The sequence below is a fragment of the Streptomyces sp. MGP-BFMKR1 genome, assembly GCF_057766585.1.
Genome location: NZ_CM173408.1, coordinates 6,890,641 through 6,909,294 on the forward strand (window position 1 = coordinate 6,890,641; position 18,654 = coordinate 6,909,294).

The 18,654-nt window shown below is 73.6% G+C and carries 12 protein-coding genes; 7 read left to right on the plus strand and 5 right to left on the minus strand.

What is annotated here, in order from left to right; genetic code table 11:
- Positions 1-681: 681 nt before the first annotated feature.
- Positions 682-1,413 carry a S1 family peptidase gene (locus AC3CHW_RS27640; protein WP_197996018.1) on the plus strand — a complete coding sequence of 244 codons (732 nt, stop codon included), beginning with the start codon at positions 682-684 and terminating at the stop codon, positions 1,411-1,413.
- A 297-nt stretch (positions 1,414-1,710) separates the two neighbouring features.
- Here the strand turns inward: AC3CHW_RS27640 and AC3CHW_RS27645 are convergent, their stop codons facing one another.
- Positions 1,711-2,739: an aminoglycoside phosphotransferase family protein gene (locus AC3CHW_RS27645; protein ID WP_488468258.1), complete on the minus strand. Its 1,029-nt coding sequence runs from the start codon at positions 2,737-2,739 to the stop codon at positions 1,711-1,713.
- Positions 2,740-2,952: 213 nt separating this feature from the next.
- On the opposite strand from AC3CHW_RS27645, the gene AC3CHW_RS27650 reads away from it, so the two are divergent.
- Positions 2,953-4,152, plus strand: a complete 1,200-nt coding sequence (locus tag AC3CHW_RS27650) for an FUSC family protein (RefSeq protein ID WP_398609798.1) — start codon at positions 2,953-2,955, stop codon at positions 4,150-4,152.
- Positions 4,153-4,258: 106 nt separating this feature from the next.
- Here AC3CHW_RS27650 and AC3CHW_RS27655 read toward each other — a convergent pair whose 3' ends face one another.
- Positions 4,259-6,049 (minus strand): thiamine pyrophosphate-requiring protein, encoded by a 1,791-nt coding sequence (locus tag AC3CHW_RS27655; RefSeq protein WP_488468259.1) that lies wholly within the window; start codon positions 6,047-6,049, stop codon positions 4,259-4,261.
- A gap of 40 nt (positions 6,050-6,089) precedes the next feature.
- Entirely contained in the window at positions 6,090-6,959 is an 870-nt protein-coding gene (locus AC3CHW_RS27660; protein ID WP_198427397.1) for an SDR family oxidoreductase, read from the minus strand.
- A gap of 536 nt (positions 6,960-7,495) precedes the next feature.
- Here AC3CHW_RS27660 and AC3CHW_RS27665 point away from each other — a divergent pair.
- The 4 genes from AC3CHW_RS27665 to AC3CHW_RS27680 all read left to right on the plus strand — a co-directional run bounded on the left by AC3CHW_RS27665 (position 7,496) and on the right by AC3CHW_RS27680 (position 14,063).
- On the plus strand, positions 7,496-8,218 hold the full coding sequence (locus AC3CHW_RS27665; RefSeq protein WP_488468260.1) for a dienelactone hydrolase family protein: 723 nt from the start codon (positions 7,496-7,498) through the stop codon (positions 8,216-8,218).
- 345 nt (positions 8,219-8,563) lie between these two features.
- Positions 8,564-8,983: an effector-associated constant component EACC1 gene (locus tag AC3CHW_RS27670; protein WP_488468261.1), complete on the plus strand. Its 420-nt coding sequence runs from the start codon at positions 8,564-8,566 to the stop codon at positions 8,981-8,983.
- The gene (locus tag AC3CHW_RS27675; RefSeq protein ID WP_488468262.1) at positions 8,976-10,760 is read left to right on the plus strand and encodes a caspase family protein; all 1,785 of its coding nucleotides are present in this window, start codon (positions 8,976-8,978) and stop codon (positions 10,758-10,760) included. Before AC3CHW_RS27670 ends, AC3CHW_RS27675 begins: the two co-directional genes overlap by 8 nt.
- A 183-nt stretch (positions 10,761-10,943) precedes the next feature.
- Positions 10,944-14,063 (plus strand): endo-alpha-N-acetylgalactosaminidase family protein, encoded by a 3,120-nt coding sequence (locus tag AC3CHW_RS27680; protein ID WP_488468263.1) that lies wholly within the window; start codon positions 10,944-10,946, stop codon positions 14,061-14,063.
- 808 nt (positions 14,064-14,871) lie between these two features.
- Here the strand turns inward: AC3CHW_RS27680 and AC3CHW_RS27685 are convergent.
- Positions 14,872-15,270, minus strand: a complete 399-nt coding sequence (locus AC3CHW_RS27685; protein ID WP_488468264.1) for a VOC family protein — start codon at positions 15,268-15,270, stop codon at positions 14,872-14,874.
- A gap of 95 nt (positions 15,271-15,365) precedes the next feature.
- Entirely contained in the window at positions 15,366-17,132 is a 1,767-nt protein-coding gene (locus AC3CHW_RS27690) for a glycoside hydrolase family 35 protein (protein ID WP_488468265.1), read from the minus strand.
- A gap of 375 nt (positions 17,133-17,507) precedes the next feature.
- On the opposite strand from AC3CHW_RS27690, the gene AC3CHW_RS27695 reads away from it, so the two are divergent.
- Positions 17,508-18,389, plus strand: coding sequence for a helix-turn-helix domain-containing protein (locus tag AC3CHW_RS27695; protein WP_488471187.1), 882 nt, complete (start codon positions 17,508-17,510; stop codon positions 18,387-18,389).
- Positions 18,390-18,654 lie beyond the last annotated feature (265 nt).

Consider the following 18,654-nt stretch of genomic DNA (forward strand, 5'->3'; position numbering starts at 1 on the left):
GCATGCCCGGAAACGGGTCGGGCGGTGTTTACCGACGCCCCGCCCGAGACCGTGTTTCGCGCCCACCGCATTTCCGTTACGGCCCCGTCGCGGCCCACCGCCACATTGCGGGAAAGCGCCTTTACGCGGCGCGTTGTCGCGTCCGCGGAGGATGGGCACTCCGGCCCGGGTGAGGTGTGCGGGCCCGCGGCGCGGTCGTTTCCGCTCTCCGATGTCAAGGCCCTGAGCTGCGCCGTTCATGCGGAACGCGGCTATCCGGTCGGATGGTTCGGCCTCGCGCTGTCGCGGCGAATGGCGTGCGGTGCGAGCGTGCGTCCGTTTATCGGAATTCCCGGTGGCGCCGATCGATGGGCATGCCCCGCAATCCGTGGGAATCACGCACGCCCTCTCGGAACTGTCCGGAAGATCTTCTGCGGTGTCCGGAACTCAGCCCTTGCCACCGTGTCTCAAAGCTCCACATAATTCGAGCGGCACTTTCACGGTCTCGCTCCATTGAGTCCGGATGTTGTGCGGTCCGCTGCTCTGTCTCAACGGATGTTCTATGGCAGCGGTGTCCGGATTCTGGTTGTCATGATTCTGCCAATTGTGCGCCAACCACCCACGAGAGGACATCCGTTGAAGATCTTCAAGCACGTCAAGAGATGCATCGCCGCGGGCGCCGTCGCCCTCGCCGCCATCAGCATGAGCCCCAGCACCGCGATAGCCCAGAGCGACCCGAGCGGCCCGAGCACCCGGGTCGTGGGCGGCACCCGCGCGGCCCAGGGCGAGTTCCCGTTCATGGTCCGCCTGTCGATGGGCTGTGGCGGCTCCCTGTACGCCAAGGACATCGTCCTGACCGCCGCCCACTGCGTGGACGGCAGCGGCCCCAACACCAGCATCACCGCCACCGCGGGCTCGGTCGACCTGCAGAGCACCAGCGCCATCAAGGTCAGGTCCACCCACGTGCTGCAGGCCCCCGGCTACAACGGCAACGGCAAGGACTGGGCCCTCATCAAGCTGGCCAAGCCCATCAACCTGCCGACGCTGAACATCGCCACCACCACGGCGTACGACAACGGCACCTTCGACATCGCGGGTTGGGGCGCCAACCGCGAGGGCGGCGCGCAGCAGCGCTACCTGCTCAAGGCCAAGGTGCCCTTCATCAGCGACGCCACCTGCAAGGCCGCCGGTGGCTCGTACAGCGGCCTGATCGCCGCCGAGGAGATCTGCGCCGGCCTCCAGCAGGGCGGCGTGGACACCTGCCAGGGTGACTCCGGTGGCCCGATGTTCCGCAAGGACGGCGCCGGTGCCTGGGTCCAGGTCGGCATCGTGAGCTGGGGCGAGGGTTGCGCGCGCGCCGGCAAGCCCGGTGTCTACACGCAGGTGAGCCACTTCGCCACGGCCATCAAGAGCGCCGCCAGCCAGCTCGGCTAGCGCCCTCCCGGCGCCGGGCGGCGCCGCGTACCCAGCGCCCACGGGCCCGCGCGACGGGCATCGCCCCACGGCGCGCGACGCGGCACCGCACGGACCGGCGGCCCCTTCGGGCCAGTGGAACGAGTACGTCGCACCACCGCACGGGCCGCGCCGACGGGCGCGGCCCGTGCGCGCGTGGCGGGGCCGGCCGGACCTCACGCGCCGCCCTGGTGGAACAGTTCCTCCGCGGCGGCCAGCACGCGCGAGCGCGCCTCGTCGCGCTGCCGGCAGGGCGGGAAACGGCGCGGGCCCGCCGTGTTACGGGCGGCGGGCCGGGGCCGGGCGCAGCGTGGGCCAGTGAGCGAGCATCCGGTCGCGCAGCTCGGCACAGAGCGCGGCCAACCCGCGCACCTCCGCGCGCCCGCGCGCCAGTTCGGCCACCACCGCCAACCGGTGCGCCAGCCGCTCCCGGGCCGAGACGGTGCCCCACGTCCAGTCCTCGTGCGGGAGCCGGGCCAACTGGTCGACGGTGCCCCGGTGGGCCCGCTCGACCAGGGCGTCGCCCCTGATGAGCCAGCCGGCGCAGGCGTCGACGAGGTCGACGCGCAGGTCGGTACCGGTACGGGCGCGCCAGGTCGCCGCGTAGGCCCGCTCCGCCCGCTCCAGCAGCGCGGGGGAGGCGGAGGTGACGCACCAACAGGTGGGGAAGCCGACGCGCAGGTACGCCAGCTCCACCAGGCCGCTGCCCCAGGACGCCCCTTCGAGGTCGATGAAGGTGACCCCGTCCGCCGTGTGCAGGTCGTTGCCGGGGCACGGGTCGCCGTGCAGCAGCGCCCGCCCGGGGGCCGCGACCAGCCGGCGGGTCAGCGCGCGCAACTCGGCGGCCACGCCGGGGTCGGCGCGGGCCCCGAGCGTGTCGGCCAGCGCGAGGAAGGAGTCGACGTCGGCGTCGTCCGGGCCCTGCCAGCGGGGCAGCGCGTCGACGACCTCGGGCCCGCCGCTGGCGTGCAGCGCGGCCAGCGCCCTGGCGTAGCGGACGATCCAGCCGGCGGCCGGCCGCCGGTGCGGGACGTACGCCATGACCAGCACCCGCTCGCCGGGATCGGTGCCCCACACCGCGGGCACCACGGGTTCGTCGGCCGCGCCGGCCAGCTCCAGCGCGGCCACCTCGCGCGCGTACCGCTCGTCGGCGTCGGCCCCGCCGACGACCTGCTTGACCACCGCGGGCCCGGCGGCCAGCTCCACGCGCCACACCCGCGACCGCGGGCTGCTGTCCAGCAGGCGGGGGTCACGGGGCTGGCCCAGCGTGGCCCGTAACCCGTCCCCGAACGACAGTTCCGATTCCATCGGCGCATCGTCCCACGCCGGCGCGCGACCCGTCCGGGCGTTGTCGGGCGGCCACGATGGGCCGGACCTCGGGCGCGGTGCGCGTGGGGGAGGGCTGGAACGGGGCGGTCGGGGTACCCACGGTCTCGGACCGGCGCGGTCGGGCGTGGCCCGGCGGACGGGAGCGCGCGGTCGTGGACACTCGGGTGCGTTGACTACGCGGAGGAGGCGCCGTTGTCGACCGGCGACAGGCTGATGACCGTGGGCGACCGGCTGCGGGCGGAGGTGGAGGCGGCCTGGCGCAGCGCGCGCCTCGCCGTGCGGCAGTCGGGCCCCGAGCGGGACACCATGACGCAGGCGCTCAAGGCGGCGGGCGCGGCCATCGCGGCGTGGGCGCTGACGGGCTGGTGGCTGAAGGCCCCGCTCGCGCTGCTGGCCCCGTGGACGGCGTTGGCCCTGGTCGAGGCCACCGTCTACCGCTCCCTGCGGTCCGGCGTCCAGCAACTCGGCGTGATCATGGCGGGAACCCTGTGGGCGTCGGCGGCGATGGCCATGACCGGCGGCAACACGCTGGGCGCCATGGTCATCGCGCTGCCGGTGCTGGTCCTGTTCGGCACCTACCGCCGGCTGGGGGCACAGGGGCTCTACGGCGCCACCACCGCCCTGTTCGTGATCACCTACGGGGCCTACTCGCTGAACGCGGTCGGCCACCGCCTGTTGGAGTGCCTGATCGGCGCCGTCATCGGCATCGGCGTCAACGCCCTGGTGCTGCCGCCGGTGCACCTGCGCAGCGTGCACGAGCGGCTGCTGCGCCTGATGCACGAGAGCGCCGAACTCCTGGGGACCATGGCCGACGCGCTGCGGGACGAGTGGACCGCCGCGGACGCCGCGCAGTGGCACGACCGCGCCCGGCGGCTCGAACAGCTCTCCCGGGAACTGGCGGAGGCCCGGCAGTGGACCGCGGAGAGCGCGCGGGCCAACCCCGGCTGGCGGCTGCGCCGCGTCGGCCCCGCCCCACCGCCGGCCGAGGAGGACGCCCGCTGGACGCGCGTCGCCGGCCACCTGACCGCCATCGCGCGCTCCCTGGAGGGCACGGCGGGCGAGGAGGCCCGCCTCGTGGTGCCGGAGAGCGCGTTCCTGAGCCGGTACGCCGATCTCGTCGCCGAGGTGGCGAGCCTGTGCGCCAACGCCGAGCGCTCGCTGCGCGGGGAGCGGCCCGATCAGGCGGAGGCGCGGCGTAGCCGCGACCGGGCCTGGGCCCTGTACGACCAGTTCGTCGACGACTTCCGGCACCAGCGCTTCGGGGCGACCACGGTCAGCGGCGCCCTGCTGGTGGAGAGCAAGCAACTGCTGTACGAGCTGGCTCCCGACACCGACCGGGGCGACGCCGCGCGGGACGCGGAGGACGACCGCGACCAGCCGGGCCGCCCGTGACCACCGGTCCCGCTGGCCCTTGGCCTCGCTGACCACCGGTCCCGCCGACGGCCCGGCCCCGTGGGCGCTCGGGAGCGCCCACGGGACCGGGCCGCGTGGGCCGGCGTCAGTCGTGACCGCCCGGCAGCATCTCCTGCACCTTGGCCTTCAGCCCCTGCCGCAGCACCGCGCCGCGGTCGCTGTCGCCCTTGATGAGGGAGGCCGCCGCGGCCTCGATCTGGTCCAGCGTCGCGTGCGGCGGGATCGGCGGCACGGCCGGGTCCACCCGGAAGTCCAGGACGAACGGCCGGTCCGCGGCGAGCGCCCGCTGCCAGGCTGCCGCGACCTCGGCCGGCTTCTCCACCCGCGCCCCGTCCAGGCCGATGGAGCGGGCGAAGTCCGCGTACGGCACGTCGGGGATGGCCTGCGACGGCAGGAACTGCGGGGCGCCCGACATGGCGCGCATCTCCCAGGTGACCTGGTTGAGGTCCCCGTTGTTGAGAACGGCGACGATCAGTCGCGGGTCGGACCAGTCCTGCCAGTACTTGGCGGCGGTGATCAGCTCCGCCATGCCGTTCATCTGCATCGCCCCGTCGCCGACCAGGGCCAGCGCGGGGCGGTCCGGATAGGCGAACTTCGCGCCGATCGCGTACGGCACGCCGGGACCCATGGTCGCCAGCGTGCCGGAGAGCGAGCCGCGCATGGTCCCGCGCAGCCGCAGGTGGCGCGCGTACCAGTTGGCGGCGGAGCCCGAGTCGGCGGTCAGGATCACGTCGTCCGGCAGCACCGCGTCCAGGGCGTGCACGACGTACTCCGGGTTGACGGGATCGGCCTCCACGGCCGCCCGCCGCTCCATCACCTCCCACCAGCGGGCGGTGTTCTTCTCGATCTTCTTCCGCCACGACCCGTGCTTCTTCCGCGTCAGGCGCGGCAGCAGCCGGGCGAGGGTCTCCCGCGCGTCGCCGACCAGGTTGACCTCGAACGGGTACCGCAGCCCGACCATGAACGGGTCGATGTCGATCTGCACCGCCCGGGCCTGGTCGTACTCGGGCAGGAACTGGCTGTACGGGAAGCTGGAACCGATCACCAGGAGCGTGTCGCACCCCTGCATCAGCTCGTAGCTCGGGCGGGTGCCCAGCAGGCCGATCGCGCCGGTCACGTACGGCAGGTCGTCGGGCAGCGCGTCCTTGCCGAGCAGCGCCTTGGCCACGCCCGCGCCGAGCGCCTCCGTGACCTGCTCCACCTCGGCCCGCGCGCCCCGGGCGCCCTGTCCGACGAGGATGGCCACCTTCTCGCCGGCGTTGAGCACCTCGGCCGCCCGGTCCAGCTCGGCGTCGCCCGGGACGGGCGCGTACGAGCTGACACCGAGGCTGGAGGGGACCATCTTGAAGGCGTGCTGCGGCGGCGTGTAGTCCAGCTCCTGCACGTCGGCGGGGATGATCACGGCGGTCACGGTGCGCTTGGCGTAGGCGGTGCGCATCGCCCGGTCGAGGACGTTCGGCAACTGCTCGGGAACGGTCACCATCTCGCAGAACTCGGCGGCCACGTCCTTGTACAGGCTCAGCAGGTCGACCTCCTGCTGATACGAGCCGCCCATCGCGCTGCGGTTGGTCTGCCCGACGATCGCCACCACCGGCACGTGGTCCAGCTTGGCGTCGTAGAGCCCGTTCAGCAGGTGGATCGCCCCCGGCCCCGAGGTCGCGGCGCACACCCCGACCTTGCCGGAGAACTTGGCGTACCCCACGGCCTGGAAGGCGGCCATCTCCTCGTGCCGGGCCTGGACGAACCGGGGCTGGTTGTCGGCCCGCTCCCAGGCGGCCAGCAGGCCGTTGATGCCGTCGCCGGCGTACGCGAAGACGTGCTCCACCTCCCACGCGCGCAGCCGTTGCAGGACGTAGTCGGACACCTTGATGGACACGGCATTCCTCTCCGAGTGGTGCGTTCTGGGGCGGCGGCGGTTACGGCAGGGGAGTGCCGCCGGTGGCGTTCACGACCTCCGCGGTGATGTAGCTGGCCCGGTCGGAGGCGAGGAAGACGTAGGCGGGCGCCATCTCGGCGGGCTGGGCCGGCCGCCCGAGGGGCGACTGCTTGCCGAACTCGGCCGTCTCCGGCAGCGTCGCCGGGATCAGCGGCGTCCACACCGGCCCCGGCGCCACCGCGTTGACCCGGATACCGCGCTCGGCGACCATCTGCGCCAGCCCCTGCGTGAAGGTGACAATGGCGCCCTTGGTGGTGGCGTAGTCGAGCAGGTGCGGGCTGGGCTTGTACGCCTGCACGGAGGTGGTGTTGATGATGGAGCCGCCCGCGGGCAGGTGCGGGAGCGCCATCTTCGACAGCCAGAACAGCGCGTACAGGTTGGTGCGCAGCACCCGGTCGAACTGCTCGGTGGTGATCGCCTCGATGCCGTCCGGCTGGCTCATCTGGTAGGCGGCGTTGTTCACCAGGACGTCGATCCGACCGAACTCCGACAGCGCGCGGTCGATCACCGCCTGGCACTGCTCCTCGTAGCGCAGGTCGCACTCGACCGGTACGGCCCGCCGGCCGGCCTCCGTCACCAGCTCGACCGTCCGCTCGGCCTCCGACCGTTCCTCCGCCAGGTGGGTGAAGAGCACGTCGGCGCCCTCGCGGGCGAAGGCGAGGGCCACCGCGCGGCCGATCCCCGAGTCGCCGCCGGTGATGATCGTCACGCGGTCCGTCAGCAGGGCGCTGCCCTGGTAGGAGTCCTCGCCGTGGTCGGGCGGCGGGTCCATCGGACCGGTCCAGCCCGGGTGGGCCTGGTCCTGCTCGGGGAATTCGGGGCGGGGGTGCTTCTCGACTGGATCGCTCACAAGTCCTCCTGACCGCCGGGGCCGCCTCGCGGCGCCCCGGGTACGGGGCAACAACAGCCCACGGGTTCCCACCGAAGGCCCCGGAACACCCGGTACGTCGCCGCTCCCCCTGGTTGGCCCACGTAACTCCCCCGGAAGCCCCGGCCAGCGGGCCCGCGTCCGTGCGGGCGGGACCCGTACCCGTGCGGGCGGGGCCCGCGGCCCGTGGGCGGGCGCCACGGGGGTGGCCTCCCGGGCCGGCGCCGGCCTCTTGGGCTATGTCGGCCTCCCGGGCCGTGCCGGCCTCCCGGGTAGCGCCGGTCTCTCGCATGGCGCGGCGGCCGGCCCGGAGCCGAAAGTCCGGAGCCCAGGGCCCCGGGGCGAAAACCCGTTGGCGGCCACGGCGGTCGTTGCTAGCCTCCTGGCGGCCGTGCGAAGGAACGAGGAGGTGGTACCCGTGAACGCAGTATCGACATGGGTGCTCCCCTTCGGGGTCACGGTCGGGCGACAGGTCGTCCGGGAGCGCCGCTCACGCGCACTCCCGTAAGGACACGACCATGCACGTCACTTCCGAACAGCGGCTCGCCGACGGCGTCCGCGAACGCGAGTTCACCCTCGGCGAGACCCCCGGCACCCTGTGGACACCGCGGACCACTCCGGCCCCACTGGTCCTGATGTCCCACAACAACGGCCTGCCCAAGGCGGACCCCCGGCTTGTCGCCCGGGCCCGGTACACCGCGGCGCGCGGGTACGCCGTGGCCACCATCGACGCCGCCGGGTGCGGCGACCGCCCCCGGTCCGCCGCCGACGAACGGGCCCGCGCCGACCTGCGGCGGGCGCTGCGGGCCGGCGAACCGGCCGACGAGATCCTCGAATCCGTCGTCGGCCCGCTGGTCGAGAACGCCGTCCCGGAGTGGCGGTCCACCCTGGCCGCCCTCCTGGAGCTGCCCGAGACCGACGGCCCGGTCGGGTACTCCGGCGGCTGGGCCGCCCTCGGCATCGCCCTCGCCGTGGCCGAGCCGCGCGTCATGGCCGCCGGCCTCTTCGCCGGCGGGTACGTGCCCCGGGCCCAGCGCGAGGAGGCCCGGCGGCTCACCATCCCGCTGCTGTTCCTGCTCCAGTGGGACGACGAGGGCAACCCCCGGCAGCGGGCCCTGGACCTCTTCGACGCCTTCGGCAGCGAGGAGAAGACGCTGCACGCCAACCTCGGTGGACACACCGGCACCCCGCCCTTCGAGCTGGAGGACACGTGCCGGTTCCTGGACCGCCACCTGAGGTGAGGCCGGGGCCGGCGACCGGCGGCGGCGGGCGGTAGCCGATGGTGGCCAGGGAGCCCGCCGAAGAACAACGCTGAGCGGCTGCGTCCCGGCTCACAGGGCAGATCAACCGCGGTACTGAGCCCCGGCGACGAATCGCCGGGGCTCAGTACCGCTACGGGAGCAGCCAGCAGTCAGACGCCGATATTCACGAGCGGGGCCGCCTCACGCAGGACGGTGCGCAGATGACTGATGCGCCGCTGGATATACCAGCCGCGGGCCCAGCACAGACGGCACGAGGCTGCCAGGTGGCCCACACCTCGTGCTACAAACGGCAGGAGACCGGGGCATGGGGGGGCGGGCGAAACCATGGCGGAGGTTCACTTAGCGGCTCGGAGCGACCGCTTCGACGAAGACGACGCCCGCTGGCGGAGCCAGGTACTTCTCCTGCATAGCGCACTCGAAGAGGCGGCGGGCCGTGTGGTGCGTCGCTCCGAGCCGGTCTCGGGGGCCAAGGGGGCGCTCTCCGATGTGGTGCTCCACCTCACGGGCCCCGGCATCGTCGCCGGGCTGGTGGCGGCGCTCGTCGCGTGGCTCAAGCGTGATCGCGGCCGAAGTGTGCGTCTGACCTGGACCGTTGACGGTCGGCGCGGCGAATTCACCGTAACGGGCACCACCATCGACAACGACACCCTCCGCAGCGCGCTGGAGCATGGCCTGCGCGCGGCGGCGGGGGACTCGCCAACCCCCGGCGAGCCGGACGACCAGAACGGCGCTCCGGGTGACTGAGTCGGGCAGGGCATACCGAGCGCTCCTGATCGGCAACTCCGCGTTCCCCCGTGACCCCGACCGGCTGCGTACCCTCCTCGGGCCGCCGACGGACGTTCCCCTGCTGGCCGCGGCCCTGACGGATCCCGAGACGGGTCTGCACGAGGCCGACGCGGTGGGGACGGTCCTGGAACAGACCGCACAGCACATCAGGGACGAACTGGAGGAGTTCTTCGGGCGCGCGCTGCCGCACGAACAGCTCTTCCTCTACTACAGCGGGCACGGCCTCCTCGACCTCCGCAACAGGTTGCGCCTGTGCGCGCGCGACACCACGGTCGGACGTCTTCAGGCGCGTTCCGTCGACCTTGAGTTCATCAACGCGCTGATCGACGGGTGCGCGGCGCGGTCGATCGTCGTCATCCTGGACTGCTGCTTCAGCGGCGCCGCCGCCGTGAAGGGAACAGACCCCGCGGCCCAGTTGGCGGGGCACGGTCGGTTCGTGATGACCAGCTCCAGCAGTGCGGACACCTCCGCCGACGCCGAGCGGGCGGGCGCGGCCAGCCCCTTTACCCGGCACCTGGTCGCCGGGCTGAGAACCGGTGCCTCTGGCTGGGACGACCTGGTCACGGCGTACGACGTCTTCCAGTACGTCCACCGCCGGCTTCTGGCCTCCGGGCAGACCCCGCATATGAAGACGGAAGCCGCGGTCGGCGCCATTCCCCTCGCGCGACGCCCGCAGCGGCCGGCCGAACGGGAGGGGGCGGCCGGTCCGGGCCACACCGCCGGAGGTGATGCCCTTCCCCTCGACGTACGCCCGGTCTACACCGACCCCGACGGCCTCCGGGCCCCGCTGGCCACGTACACCGACTTCAGCGGTCTCCTGCTCGTCCGTCTGCCCCAGTACGGAGCGTTCCTGACGACCCGCCGCGAAGAGATCACCGCGGCGGCCGATGGCGCACCCGCCACCGCCGAGCTGTACAGCCGGGCGGCCGTCACGTGGCACGCCGTCCACCCCCGCGAAACGGGCCGCAAGGTGACGGACCTGCGCGCCGACACCTCGGGCGGCACCGTCGCGTTCGTCTTGCCGGACGACGCGGGCACCGTGGAGTGGCAGGAGTGGCAGGTGCGCGCCTTCCACCAGGCCAGGTCTCAGGGGCGTTGGCCGGGCACGCTTCACGCGCCAAAGTCCACCATCGAGGAGTACAAGACCGACCGGGTCTACCGGCGTCTCAGGACGGCTGCCTGGCGGGCCCTGCTGTGGCTGTCGACCCTCGTCTCGCTGGCAGCGGTGTCGGGTGCCCTGACTGGCGACACCTGGTACGAACGCGGCTCCCGCGTAACCCTCGGCTTGGCCTTTCTCTTCTCGCTGTGCCAGACGCTCCTTCACATCCAGGACACTCGGAGGTTTCGTCGCCTGCGCCGCGTGCTGTACGGCTCTGGCCTGTACGCCGTCTCGATGGTGATGGAGACCGGGTTCGTGGTAGAGGGCAGGTCCGACGGCATCGGCGAGATCGTGATGCAACACCCGTTCGCGTGGCTGCGGTACGACGGTGCGCCCGAGGCGTCGTCCATGCGGGGTGAACCCGATGGAATCCCGCTGGAGGAGGAACGGCCCATGTTGCCCCCACTCACCGTGCCCCTCCACTTCTTCCACGGACGGGACGTCAGGAAGCGGAGCGACCGGCCGGACAAGCCGGGCCTTGAACGCGTCGAGGTCATCGGCACCCCGAGACCGGGGCACTGGGTGGTCATCTGCACCGAGGACGGCCTGCTCTGGCCGCACGCCCAGATTCGCTGAGGTATCGCCGACCGCCGGCTACCGGGCCTGGGCCGGCGGCCAGTCGCCCCCCGCACGCGCCCAAGGGCGCCCCGCGTCCCACGGCCTTAGTCCAACAGCCGCCCCGGCTTTGTCCATCGCGACCCCCACGGACGCGGCCCAGAGTGTCCCCACACCAGGAACCGGCGACGTGAGGAGCACACCGTGGCATCGGAGAGCGCACGAGAGCAGGGGACGGGGCGGCCGGCCAGGAGAACGCTGGTGGCGGGGACGGCACTGGTCGGCGTGGGCACCGCGCTCGCGCCGCTGGGCACCGCCGCGCACGGCGCGCCCGGCGCGCCACGGCGCCGGCCGCGCGGTCCGCTGCGGCTGCGTTCCGCGGCCCTGGAGGTGCGGGTGGACGCCGGATTCCCGCGCGTCGTGGCGTACGTGGACCGCGCCACCGGGGCCGTCCTGCACGGCCAGGAGGACCCGGTCGCCACCGTCCTCGTCGACGGGGTCGCGCACACGCCCACGGTGACCTGCGTGGCGGGCGCGGACCGGGCCGTCTACACGCTGGCCTTCGCGGCGGGCACCGAGATCACCGTGGAGATCCGGGTCACCGACTGGCGCGTGGACTGGCGGGTCACCCACATCGCCGAGGCGCCGGAGCTGCCCGTGGGCACGCTGCGCGTCCCCGACCTCGCGCTGCTCAGCGTGCGCGGCGACCAGCCGGGGGCCACGCTGCTCGCCGCCCGGATCGAACTGGACCGGGCGAAGAGCGGTGACACCCTGATCGAGGTGAGCGACGCGACCCCGGTCGACCCCGAGCCGGTCGGCTGCGCATACGCCGTCGTGGCCACCGACCGCATCGGCGCGGCCATCGAGACCAACACCGTCTTCGACCTGCCGGCGGGGACACCCGGCGCCACCTGGGACAACGGCCGGCTGTGGCGGCAGACGGTGCGCCGGGACGGCTACACCAAAGCCCAACTCGCCTGCGGCCAGTGGACCTACCGCGCGGCGGGCGCGCCGGAGCGGATGACCGAGCCGCTGCCGTACGCCACCGTCATCGTCACCCGCGACCGTGGCGGCGACGGGCGGGTCGACTGGCAGGACGCGGCGATCGCCCTGCGCGACATCATGGTCAACCCGCTGGGCGCCGACGAACAGCACCTGCGGGTGGTACCGCACATCCCGTTCAACTTCGCCAGCCAGGCCACCAACCCGTTCCTGGCGACCCTCGACAACGTCAAGCGGATCGCGCTGGCCACCGACGGGCTGCGGCAGTACACGCTGCTCAAGGGGTACGCGTCCGAGGGCCACGACTCGGCCCACCCCGACTACGGCGGCAACTACAACGAGCGCGCCGGCGGCCTGCGGGACCTGAACGCGCTATTGCGCGAGGGCAGGCGGTGGAACAGCGACTTCGCCGTGCACGTGAACGCCACCGAGGCGTACCCGGTGGCAGGCGCGTTCTCCGAGACGCTGGTGAACAAGGACGACGAACAGTGGGACTGGCTCGACCAGTCGTACCGCATCGACGCCCGCCGCGACCTGGTCTCCGGCGACATCGCGCGCCGCTTCCGGCAGTTGCGCGAGGAGACCGACGCGGGCCTGAACACCCTCTACATCGACGTCTTCCGGGAGTCCGGCTGGAACTCCGACCGGCTCCAGCGCGAGCTTCGCGCGCAGGGCTGGCACGTGACCACCGAATGGGGCCACGGTCTTGAGCGCTCGTCCCTGTGGTCGCACTGGGCCACCGAGACCGACTACGGACCCGACACCTCACGCGGCATCAACTCCCGGCTGATCCGCTTCGTCCGCAACCACCAGAAGGACGTCTTCGCCGACAGGGAACCGCTGCTGGGCATCCCGCGCACCGGCAACTTCGAGGGCTGGGTCGGCAAGGTCGACTGGAACGCCTTCTACCAGCAGATCTGGACCGACAGCCTGCCCGCCAAGTACCTCCAGGCGTACCCGATCAAGTCCTGGCACGCGCACGAGATCACCTTCTTCGGCCCCGGCGCGACCACCGTCTCCGACGCCGAAGGCCAGCGGACCATCACCACCGCGGGCCGCGTGGTCTACGCGGGCGGCGCCTACCTGTTGCCCTGGGAGCCGCGCGACGCCGCCGACCCGGCCAAGCTCTACCACTACAACCCGCGGGGCGGCAGCACCACCTGGCGCCTGCCGCGCGGCTGGTCCCACGCCCGACACGTCACCCTCTACCGCCTCACCGACCAGGGCCGCGCGCGCGTGGGCCGGCTGCCCGTACGCGGCGGCGAGGTCACCGTGGCCGCCGAGGCCGCGACGCCCTACGTCGTCTACCGCGACACCGCCCCGCGTCAGAGCGCACCGAACTGGGGCGCGCACACGCCCGTGCACGACCCCGGCTTCCACGCCGGCACGCTGGCCGGCTGGCGGGTCAGCGGCCCGGCGCGGGTGGCCCGCAGCGAGCGCGGCGACTACGAGCTGGTCATCGACGCCGGCGGGCCGGCCGCCGTCGGGCAGCGGCTGGGCCGCCTCGCCCCAGGCGAGTACGCCGCGTCCGTGCAGGTCGAGGTCGGCGCGCGGGCCGGCGAGCGGCGCCGGGCCGCCCTGGAGGTACGCACCGCCGACGGCATCACCGCCAGCAACTGGGCCGACCGCTCGACCGCCGTCAACCACGTGGCCGCCGACCGCAAGAAGGACACCCGCTTCCAACGCCTGCTCACCCGCTTCACCGTGCCCGAGGGCGGCGGCCCGGTGGAGCTGACGCTCCGCGCGGCGGCGGGCGCGGCCCGGGTCCGATTCGACAACGTGCGCGTCGTGCCCACCCGCCACCCGCGCGGCCACGACCGCGACGTGCTCGTCCACGAGGACTTCGAGCACGTTCCGCACGGCTGGGGCCCGTTCGTCAAGGGCGACGCGGGCGGCACCAACGACCCGCGCACGCACATCGCGCAGCGGCACGCCCCGTACACCCAGCGCGGCTGGAACGGGAAGACCGTCGACGACGTGCTCGACGGCGGCCAGTCCCTCAAGTCCCGGGGCGAGAACCGCGGACTGGTCTACCGCACCGTCCCGCACACGGTGCGCTTCCGCCCCGGGCGCCGCTACGAGATCTCCTTCCGCTACGCCAACGAGCGGCCCGGCCAGTACGCGTGGGTCACCGGCGTGGACGAGCCGGCGCCGCGCGAGCTGAGCCGCGCGCCGCTGCCGGTGGCGACGGCGCCGGCGCGCTGGCGCCACACCTTCACGGCACCGTCCGACGGCGACGCCTGGGTCGGCCTGCGGAAGGTGGGGGACGACGGCAAGGCGGAGTTCGTCCTGGACGCGTTCACGGTGCGCGAGCTGGACTGAGACCGGGCCGAGACTGGACTGAGAGCGGCTTGGCGCCTTCGGCCGGCCGGGGCCCGCGCTGGCCCCGGTCGGCCGAAGACGCGTAACTGGCCCTGGCCTGCCGGGACCTAACGCTGCCACCAATATGCGCCAACAGCTCCGCCAGCTGCGGTGATGAGGCTGACGAGCCAACCTGGGACGCGCTGAACGGTGACGTGGATCATGCTGCCGATGCGCAGCTCGAACGCAGGGCAGAAGTCAGGCTGCGAGTTCATGGCCTGACGATGCATCGGGTTTCCGTATCTCGCCAAATCGCCTGACGGCAGAGTTCGGCATCACGCCCGTAACTATCGGCATCAGGGTCACAACCGAGCGAGTTGCGTGCCCAGTGACCAGCAAAAACGGCAGCGGGTCAAGTTGGGCAAAAAAATTCCATGCCGATGTTTCAAAAGACATGCATCAAGCTCTTGTTGTTTCGTTCGCTCATTGGTAAGAGTCTCTATTTCCGCTGCTCCTGTCCGTATTTCTATGGCGCAGCGCGTCGCCCGCATGTCGGTCCAGGCGCCACGGAACGGCTCGTGCTGGTGCGCCAGCGCGCCGACCGGCGACCTGGCGCACGGGCACCGAGGGAACGCCGGCCGGCCGGGCGCTCGCCGTCGCGTACGGGCACGGCTCCGGGCACCCTGCTCGCGTGCCCCGGTCCGACCCGCGCGCCCTGGCCTCACCCCGCGTGCCCCGGCCCGACCCCACGCGCCCCGGTCCCGCCCCGTGCGCCCCGGTCCGCCCGCCCCGCCAGGGCTCCCGGCGCCCGGTCAGGGCTCCGCCCCGCTCAGGCCGCCGGCTCGGGGCCCAGCCCCTGCCCGTAGCACAGGCAGAAGGGGTGGCCCACCGGGTCGGTGAAGACGCGGAAGCCGGCGCGGGCGCCACCCGTGTCGTGGACGAGGGTGGCGCCCAGCGCCTCCACCTCGCGCTGGGCCCGCTCCACGTCCTCCCGGGTCTCCACCTCCAGGTCCAGGTGGAAGCGCGGCGGGTGGGCCGGGTCGGGCCAGCGCGGTGGGTGGTAGTCCGCGACGCGTTGGAAGGCGAACTGCTGGCCGCTGGGGGAGGTGAGGGTGACCCAGTCGGGGTCGTCGGTGTTGCGCTGCCAGCCGAGGATGGTGCCGTAGAACCCCGCCATGGCCGTGGGGTCGGGGCAGTCGATGACGGTGCACTGGAGTTTCGCGATCATGGAGGCAGGGTGCCGAAGCGGGGCCTCCGCGTCCACCTCCCGCGCCCGGCCCGGGTCCTGCCGGCGCCCGCCGGCCCCCGCCGGCTCCCCGTCGCTCAGCTCAGCAGCGCGGGCCCGGCGGCCCGGGCGTCGGCGTCGGCGGGCGTGCCCTCCAGTTCGAGGAGCAGCAACTCGTTGTGGCCCGCCCGCAACCACGGGCCCGGCACGTACAGGCCGCGCTGCGGGCCGCGCGACCAGTAGCGGCCCAGGCAGCGACCGTTGACCCAGGCGAAGCCGCGTACCAGGCCCGGCAGTTCGAGCGTCGCGTCGCCCGGCGCGGCCACCTCGAAGGAGCCGGCGAACAGGCCGGGCTCCGCGCCCCCCGGCGCCGGCCGGTACGCGATCCGCGCCGGCGCCCCGGGCCGCTCGACCGCGTCGAGCCGCAACGGCCTGGCCCGTACGCCGTGCAGGTACTGCCGCTCGTGCAGCACGCCGCCGGTGATGCCCTTCGGCTCGGCCAGCCGCGGGCCGTAGTTGACCCGGCCCAGCGACTCCACCCACAGGTCCACCGTCGCGGGCCCGGCCACCTCGCCGATCAGCGCGTCCCGCTCGTCAAGGACGGTGGCGCGCACCCCGTCCACGGTGACCAGCGCGCGGTCCCGCAGCCCGAGCACGCGCAGCGGGTAGGGCGCGCGCGGCCCCGGCACCTCGAACCGGTAGCGGACGAGGCCACGGTCCACGTCCAACTCCTCGAAGGTGGGCGGCGTCGCGGTGTGCGTCTCGGGCCCACCCAGCGCGTCGAGCACGCCGTCCAGCGGCGCCCACCGGTCGAGCCGCACGGCGACCGGCCGGCCCAGCGACGGGGGGACCGGCGGCGGCGCGGGCAGCGGGCCCGGCGCGTGGTCGGCGAGCACCTCGCGGAAGCGCCAGAACTTCTCCGTCGGCGCGCCGCGCTCGTCGATCGGCGCGTCGTAGTCGTACGAGGTCGTGGTGGGCCGCAGCGCCCCGTCGTGCAGCTCGCCGGCCCGGTTGGCGCCGGCCCAGCCGCCGAAGTTGGTGCCGCCGTGTGCCATGTACAGGTTGACCGACGCGCCGCACTCCAGGACCTCCCGCAGCGCCCCGGCCGCCTCCGCCGCGTCCCGGGTCACCGGCTCGGCACCCCAGTGCGTGAACCAGCCGCACCAGAACTCCATGCACATCAGCGGGGAGCGCGGCCGATGCCGGCGCAGCGCGGCGAACGCCTCCCGCGCGCCCGCGTCGAAGTTCACCGTCGCCAGCACCCCGGGCAGCGAGCCGCCGGTGAGCATGTGGTCCTCGGGGCCGTCCGACGTGAACAGCGGCACGCCCATCCCGCACCGTCGCAGCGCGTCGGCCAGGTGCCGCAGGTAGCGCTGGTCGCTGCCGTACGAGCCGTACTCGTTCTCCACCTGCACCATGACCACCGGGCCGCCGCGGTCCGCCTGCCGGGGCACCACCTGCGCGAGCACCCGCTCGCACCAGGCGTCCACCGCGGCCAGGAACTCCGGATCGCGGGTCCGGACCCGCGAGCCCAGCGGCCCGGTCAGCCAGTGCGGCAGCCCGCCGTTCTCCCACTCGGCGCAGATGTACGGGCCCGGGCGCACGATCGCCCACAGGCCGGCCGCGTGCGCCGCGTCCAGGAACCGGCCCAGCGCCGCCACGTCGCGGAACTCGCCGCGCCGCGGCTCGTGCAGGTTCCACGGCACGTACGTCTCCACGCAGTTCAGACCCATCGCGCGGGCCATCGCCAGCCGGTGCGCCCAGTACTCCTCGGGGACCCGGAAGTAGTGCACGGCCCCCGAAAGCAGCCGCACCGGCCGCCCGTCCCAGGTGAACCCCTCGTCCGTGACCGCGAACTCCGCCACGCCCCGCACCGCCTCTCGCTCCCCGGCCCGCCAACGCCCACACCCTCGCCCGCCGACCGGCGGCCGGTCCATGGACAAAGGTCGGCGCTGGGTGGACGGAGCGGGGCGGCGCCCGGGCGGTGGTGGGCATCAAGGGCGGCGCGCGGCCGTTGGATGAACGGGGGTTGGCGGCGAGGCGTCCGGTGGGTGATCTTCGGGCGTGCGGTCCGTTCGGGGCCCACCGCGGAGCCCGGCCCGGCCGGGCGACGGGGGCATCGGCCACCCTGGCCGGATACCGTCGACCACGTGGCGCAGAAGATCTTGGTACCCCGAGGACCGGTCATCCAGCGACAGAACGAGAGGCAGGCCGTGGAGGAGCGCGCTTACCGGACCTGGATGCGGTACTTCATGCCCACCCCGGTCCACCACCAGCTCGGCCTGGTCTGCCTCGGCGTCGGCCTCCAGCACGGCGCGCTGCCCACGGTCGGCCCGCGCGTCCTCGACCACTACGTGGCGGTGGTGGTAAGCGCGGGCAGCGGCTGGTTCGAGGGCGCCGACGGGACCCGCCGCCCGGTCACCGCGCCCGCCCTGATCTGGCTCACCCCGGGCGTACCGCACCACTACGGGGCGAGCCGGGACACCGGCTGGGACGAGAGCTTCGTCGACTTCACGGGGACGGCCGTCGCCGCGTACACCGAGCTGGGCTACATCGACCCCGACCGGCCCGTGGTCGCCCTGACCGACACGGTCACCGCCCGCGCCGCCATCGGCCGCATCACCCGCGCCGCCCAGCCGGGCAACCCGCTGCTCGAAGTCGAGACCTCCGCCGCCGTGCACGAACTGCTGGTCGCGCTGCGCCGGGCGCGCGCGGACACCGCGGGGGACACCGATCCGGTGCTGCGCGCGCTGGCGCGCGACGCCTTCCTGCCGCTGTCGGTCGCCGAACACGCCGCCCGGCACGGCATGACCGCGGCCGAACTGCGTGCGGTGGTGCGCCGCGCGGCCGGCGCGAGCCCCAAGGACTACCTGCTCGGCATCCGGCTCGGCCGGGCCAAGGAACTGCTGGTCGGCACCGAACTGTCGGTGGCCGCCGTGGCCCGCCGGGTCGGCTACGACGACCCCGCCTACTTCAACCGGCTGTTCACCCGCCGGGTCGGCATCGCGCCCGGCCGCTTCCGCGAACAGCAGGGCCGCGCCGCCCCCGGCGGCTGGAGCGACGCCGTCCCCGACCCGCGCCACCCGCCGACCATCCGCTCCACGCCGCCCGCCGTGACCTGAGCCGGGACGGGACGGGACCCTGCCGGGGGCGCTGCGACCCTGGTGGTTGGCGGGGGGCCATCCCGCGTGCGGGGGACCAGCTTCCCGGGCTGCATCCGGGGCGGCCCTTTCTGGGGCCCTTCCCGCGCGCGGGGACCAGAGCCCGCCACCCCCCGCCGAAGCCCACGGTGAAGGGGCCATCCCCGCACGCGCGGGGACCAGACGCCCGAGCGCCGGCACTGGCCGGTCGAGACGGGGCCATCCCCGCACGCGCGGGGACCAGGTA

Bases quoted from the DNA above. Each gene is read 5' to 3' on its own strand.
- AC3CHW_RS27640 (WP_197996018.1), top strand. From the start codon at position 682: ATGAGCCCCAGCACCGCGATAGCCCAGAGCGACCCGAGCGGCCCGAGC.
- AC3CHW_RS27645 (WP_488468258.1), bottom strand. From the start codon at position 2,739: ATGGAATCGGAACTGTCGTTCGGGGACGGGTTACGGGCCACGCTGGGC.
- AC3CHW_RS27665 (WP_488468260.1), top strand. From the start codon at position 7,496: ATGCACGTCACTTCCGAACAGCGGCTCGCCGACGGCGTCCGCGAACGC.
- AC3CHW_RS27670 (WP_488468261.1), top strand. From the start codon at position 8,564: ATGGCGGAGGTTCACTTAGCGGCTCGGAGCGACCGCTTCGACGAAGAC.
- AC3CHW_RS27685 (WP_488468264.1), bottom strand. From the start codon at position 15,270: ATGATCGCGAAACTCCAGTGCACCGTCATCGACTGCCCCGACCCCACG.
- AC3CHW_RS27695 (WP_488471187.1), top strand. From the start codon at position 17,508: ATGCGGTACTTCATGCCCACCCCGGTCCACCACCAGCTCGGCCTGGTC.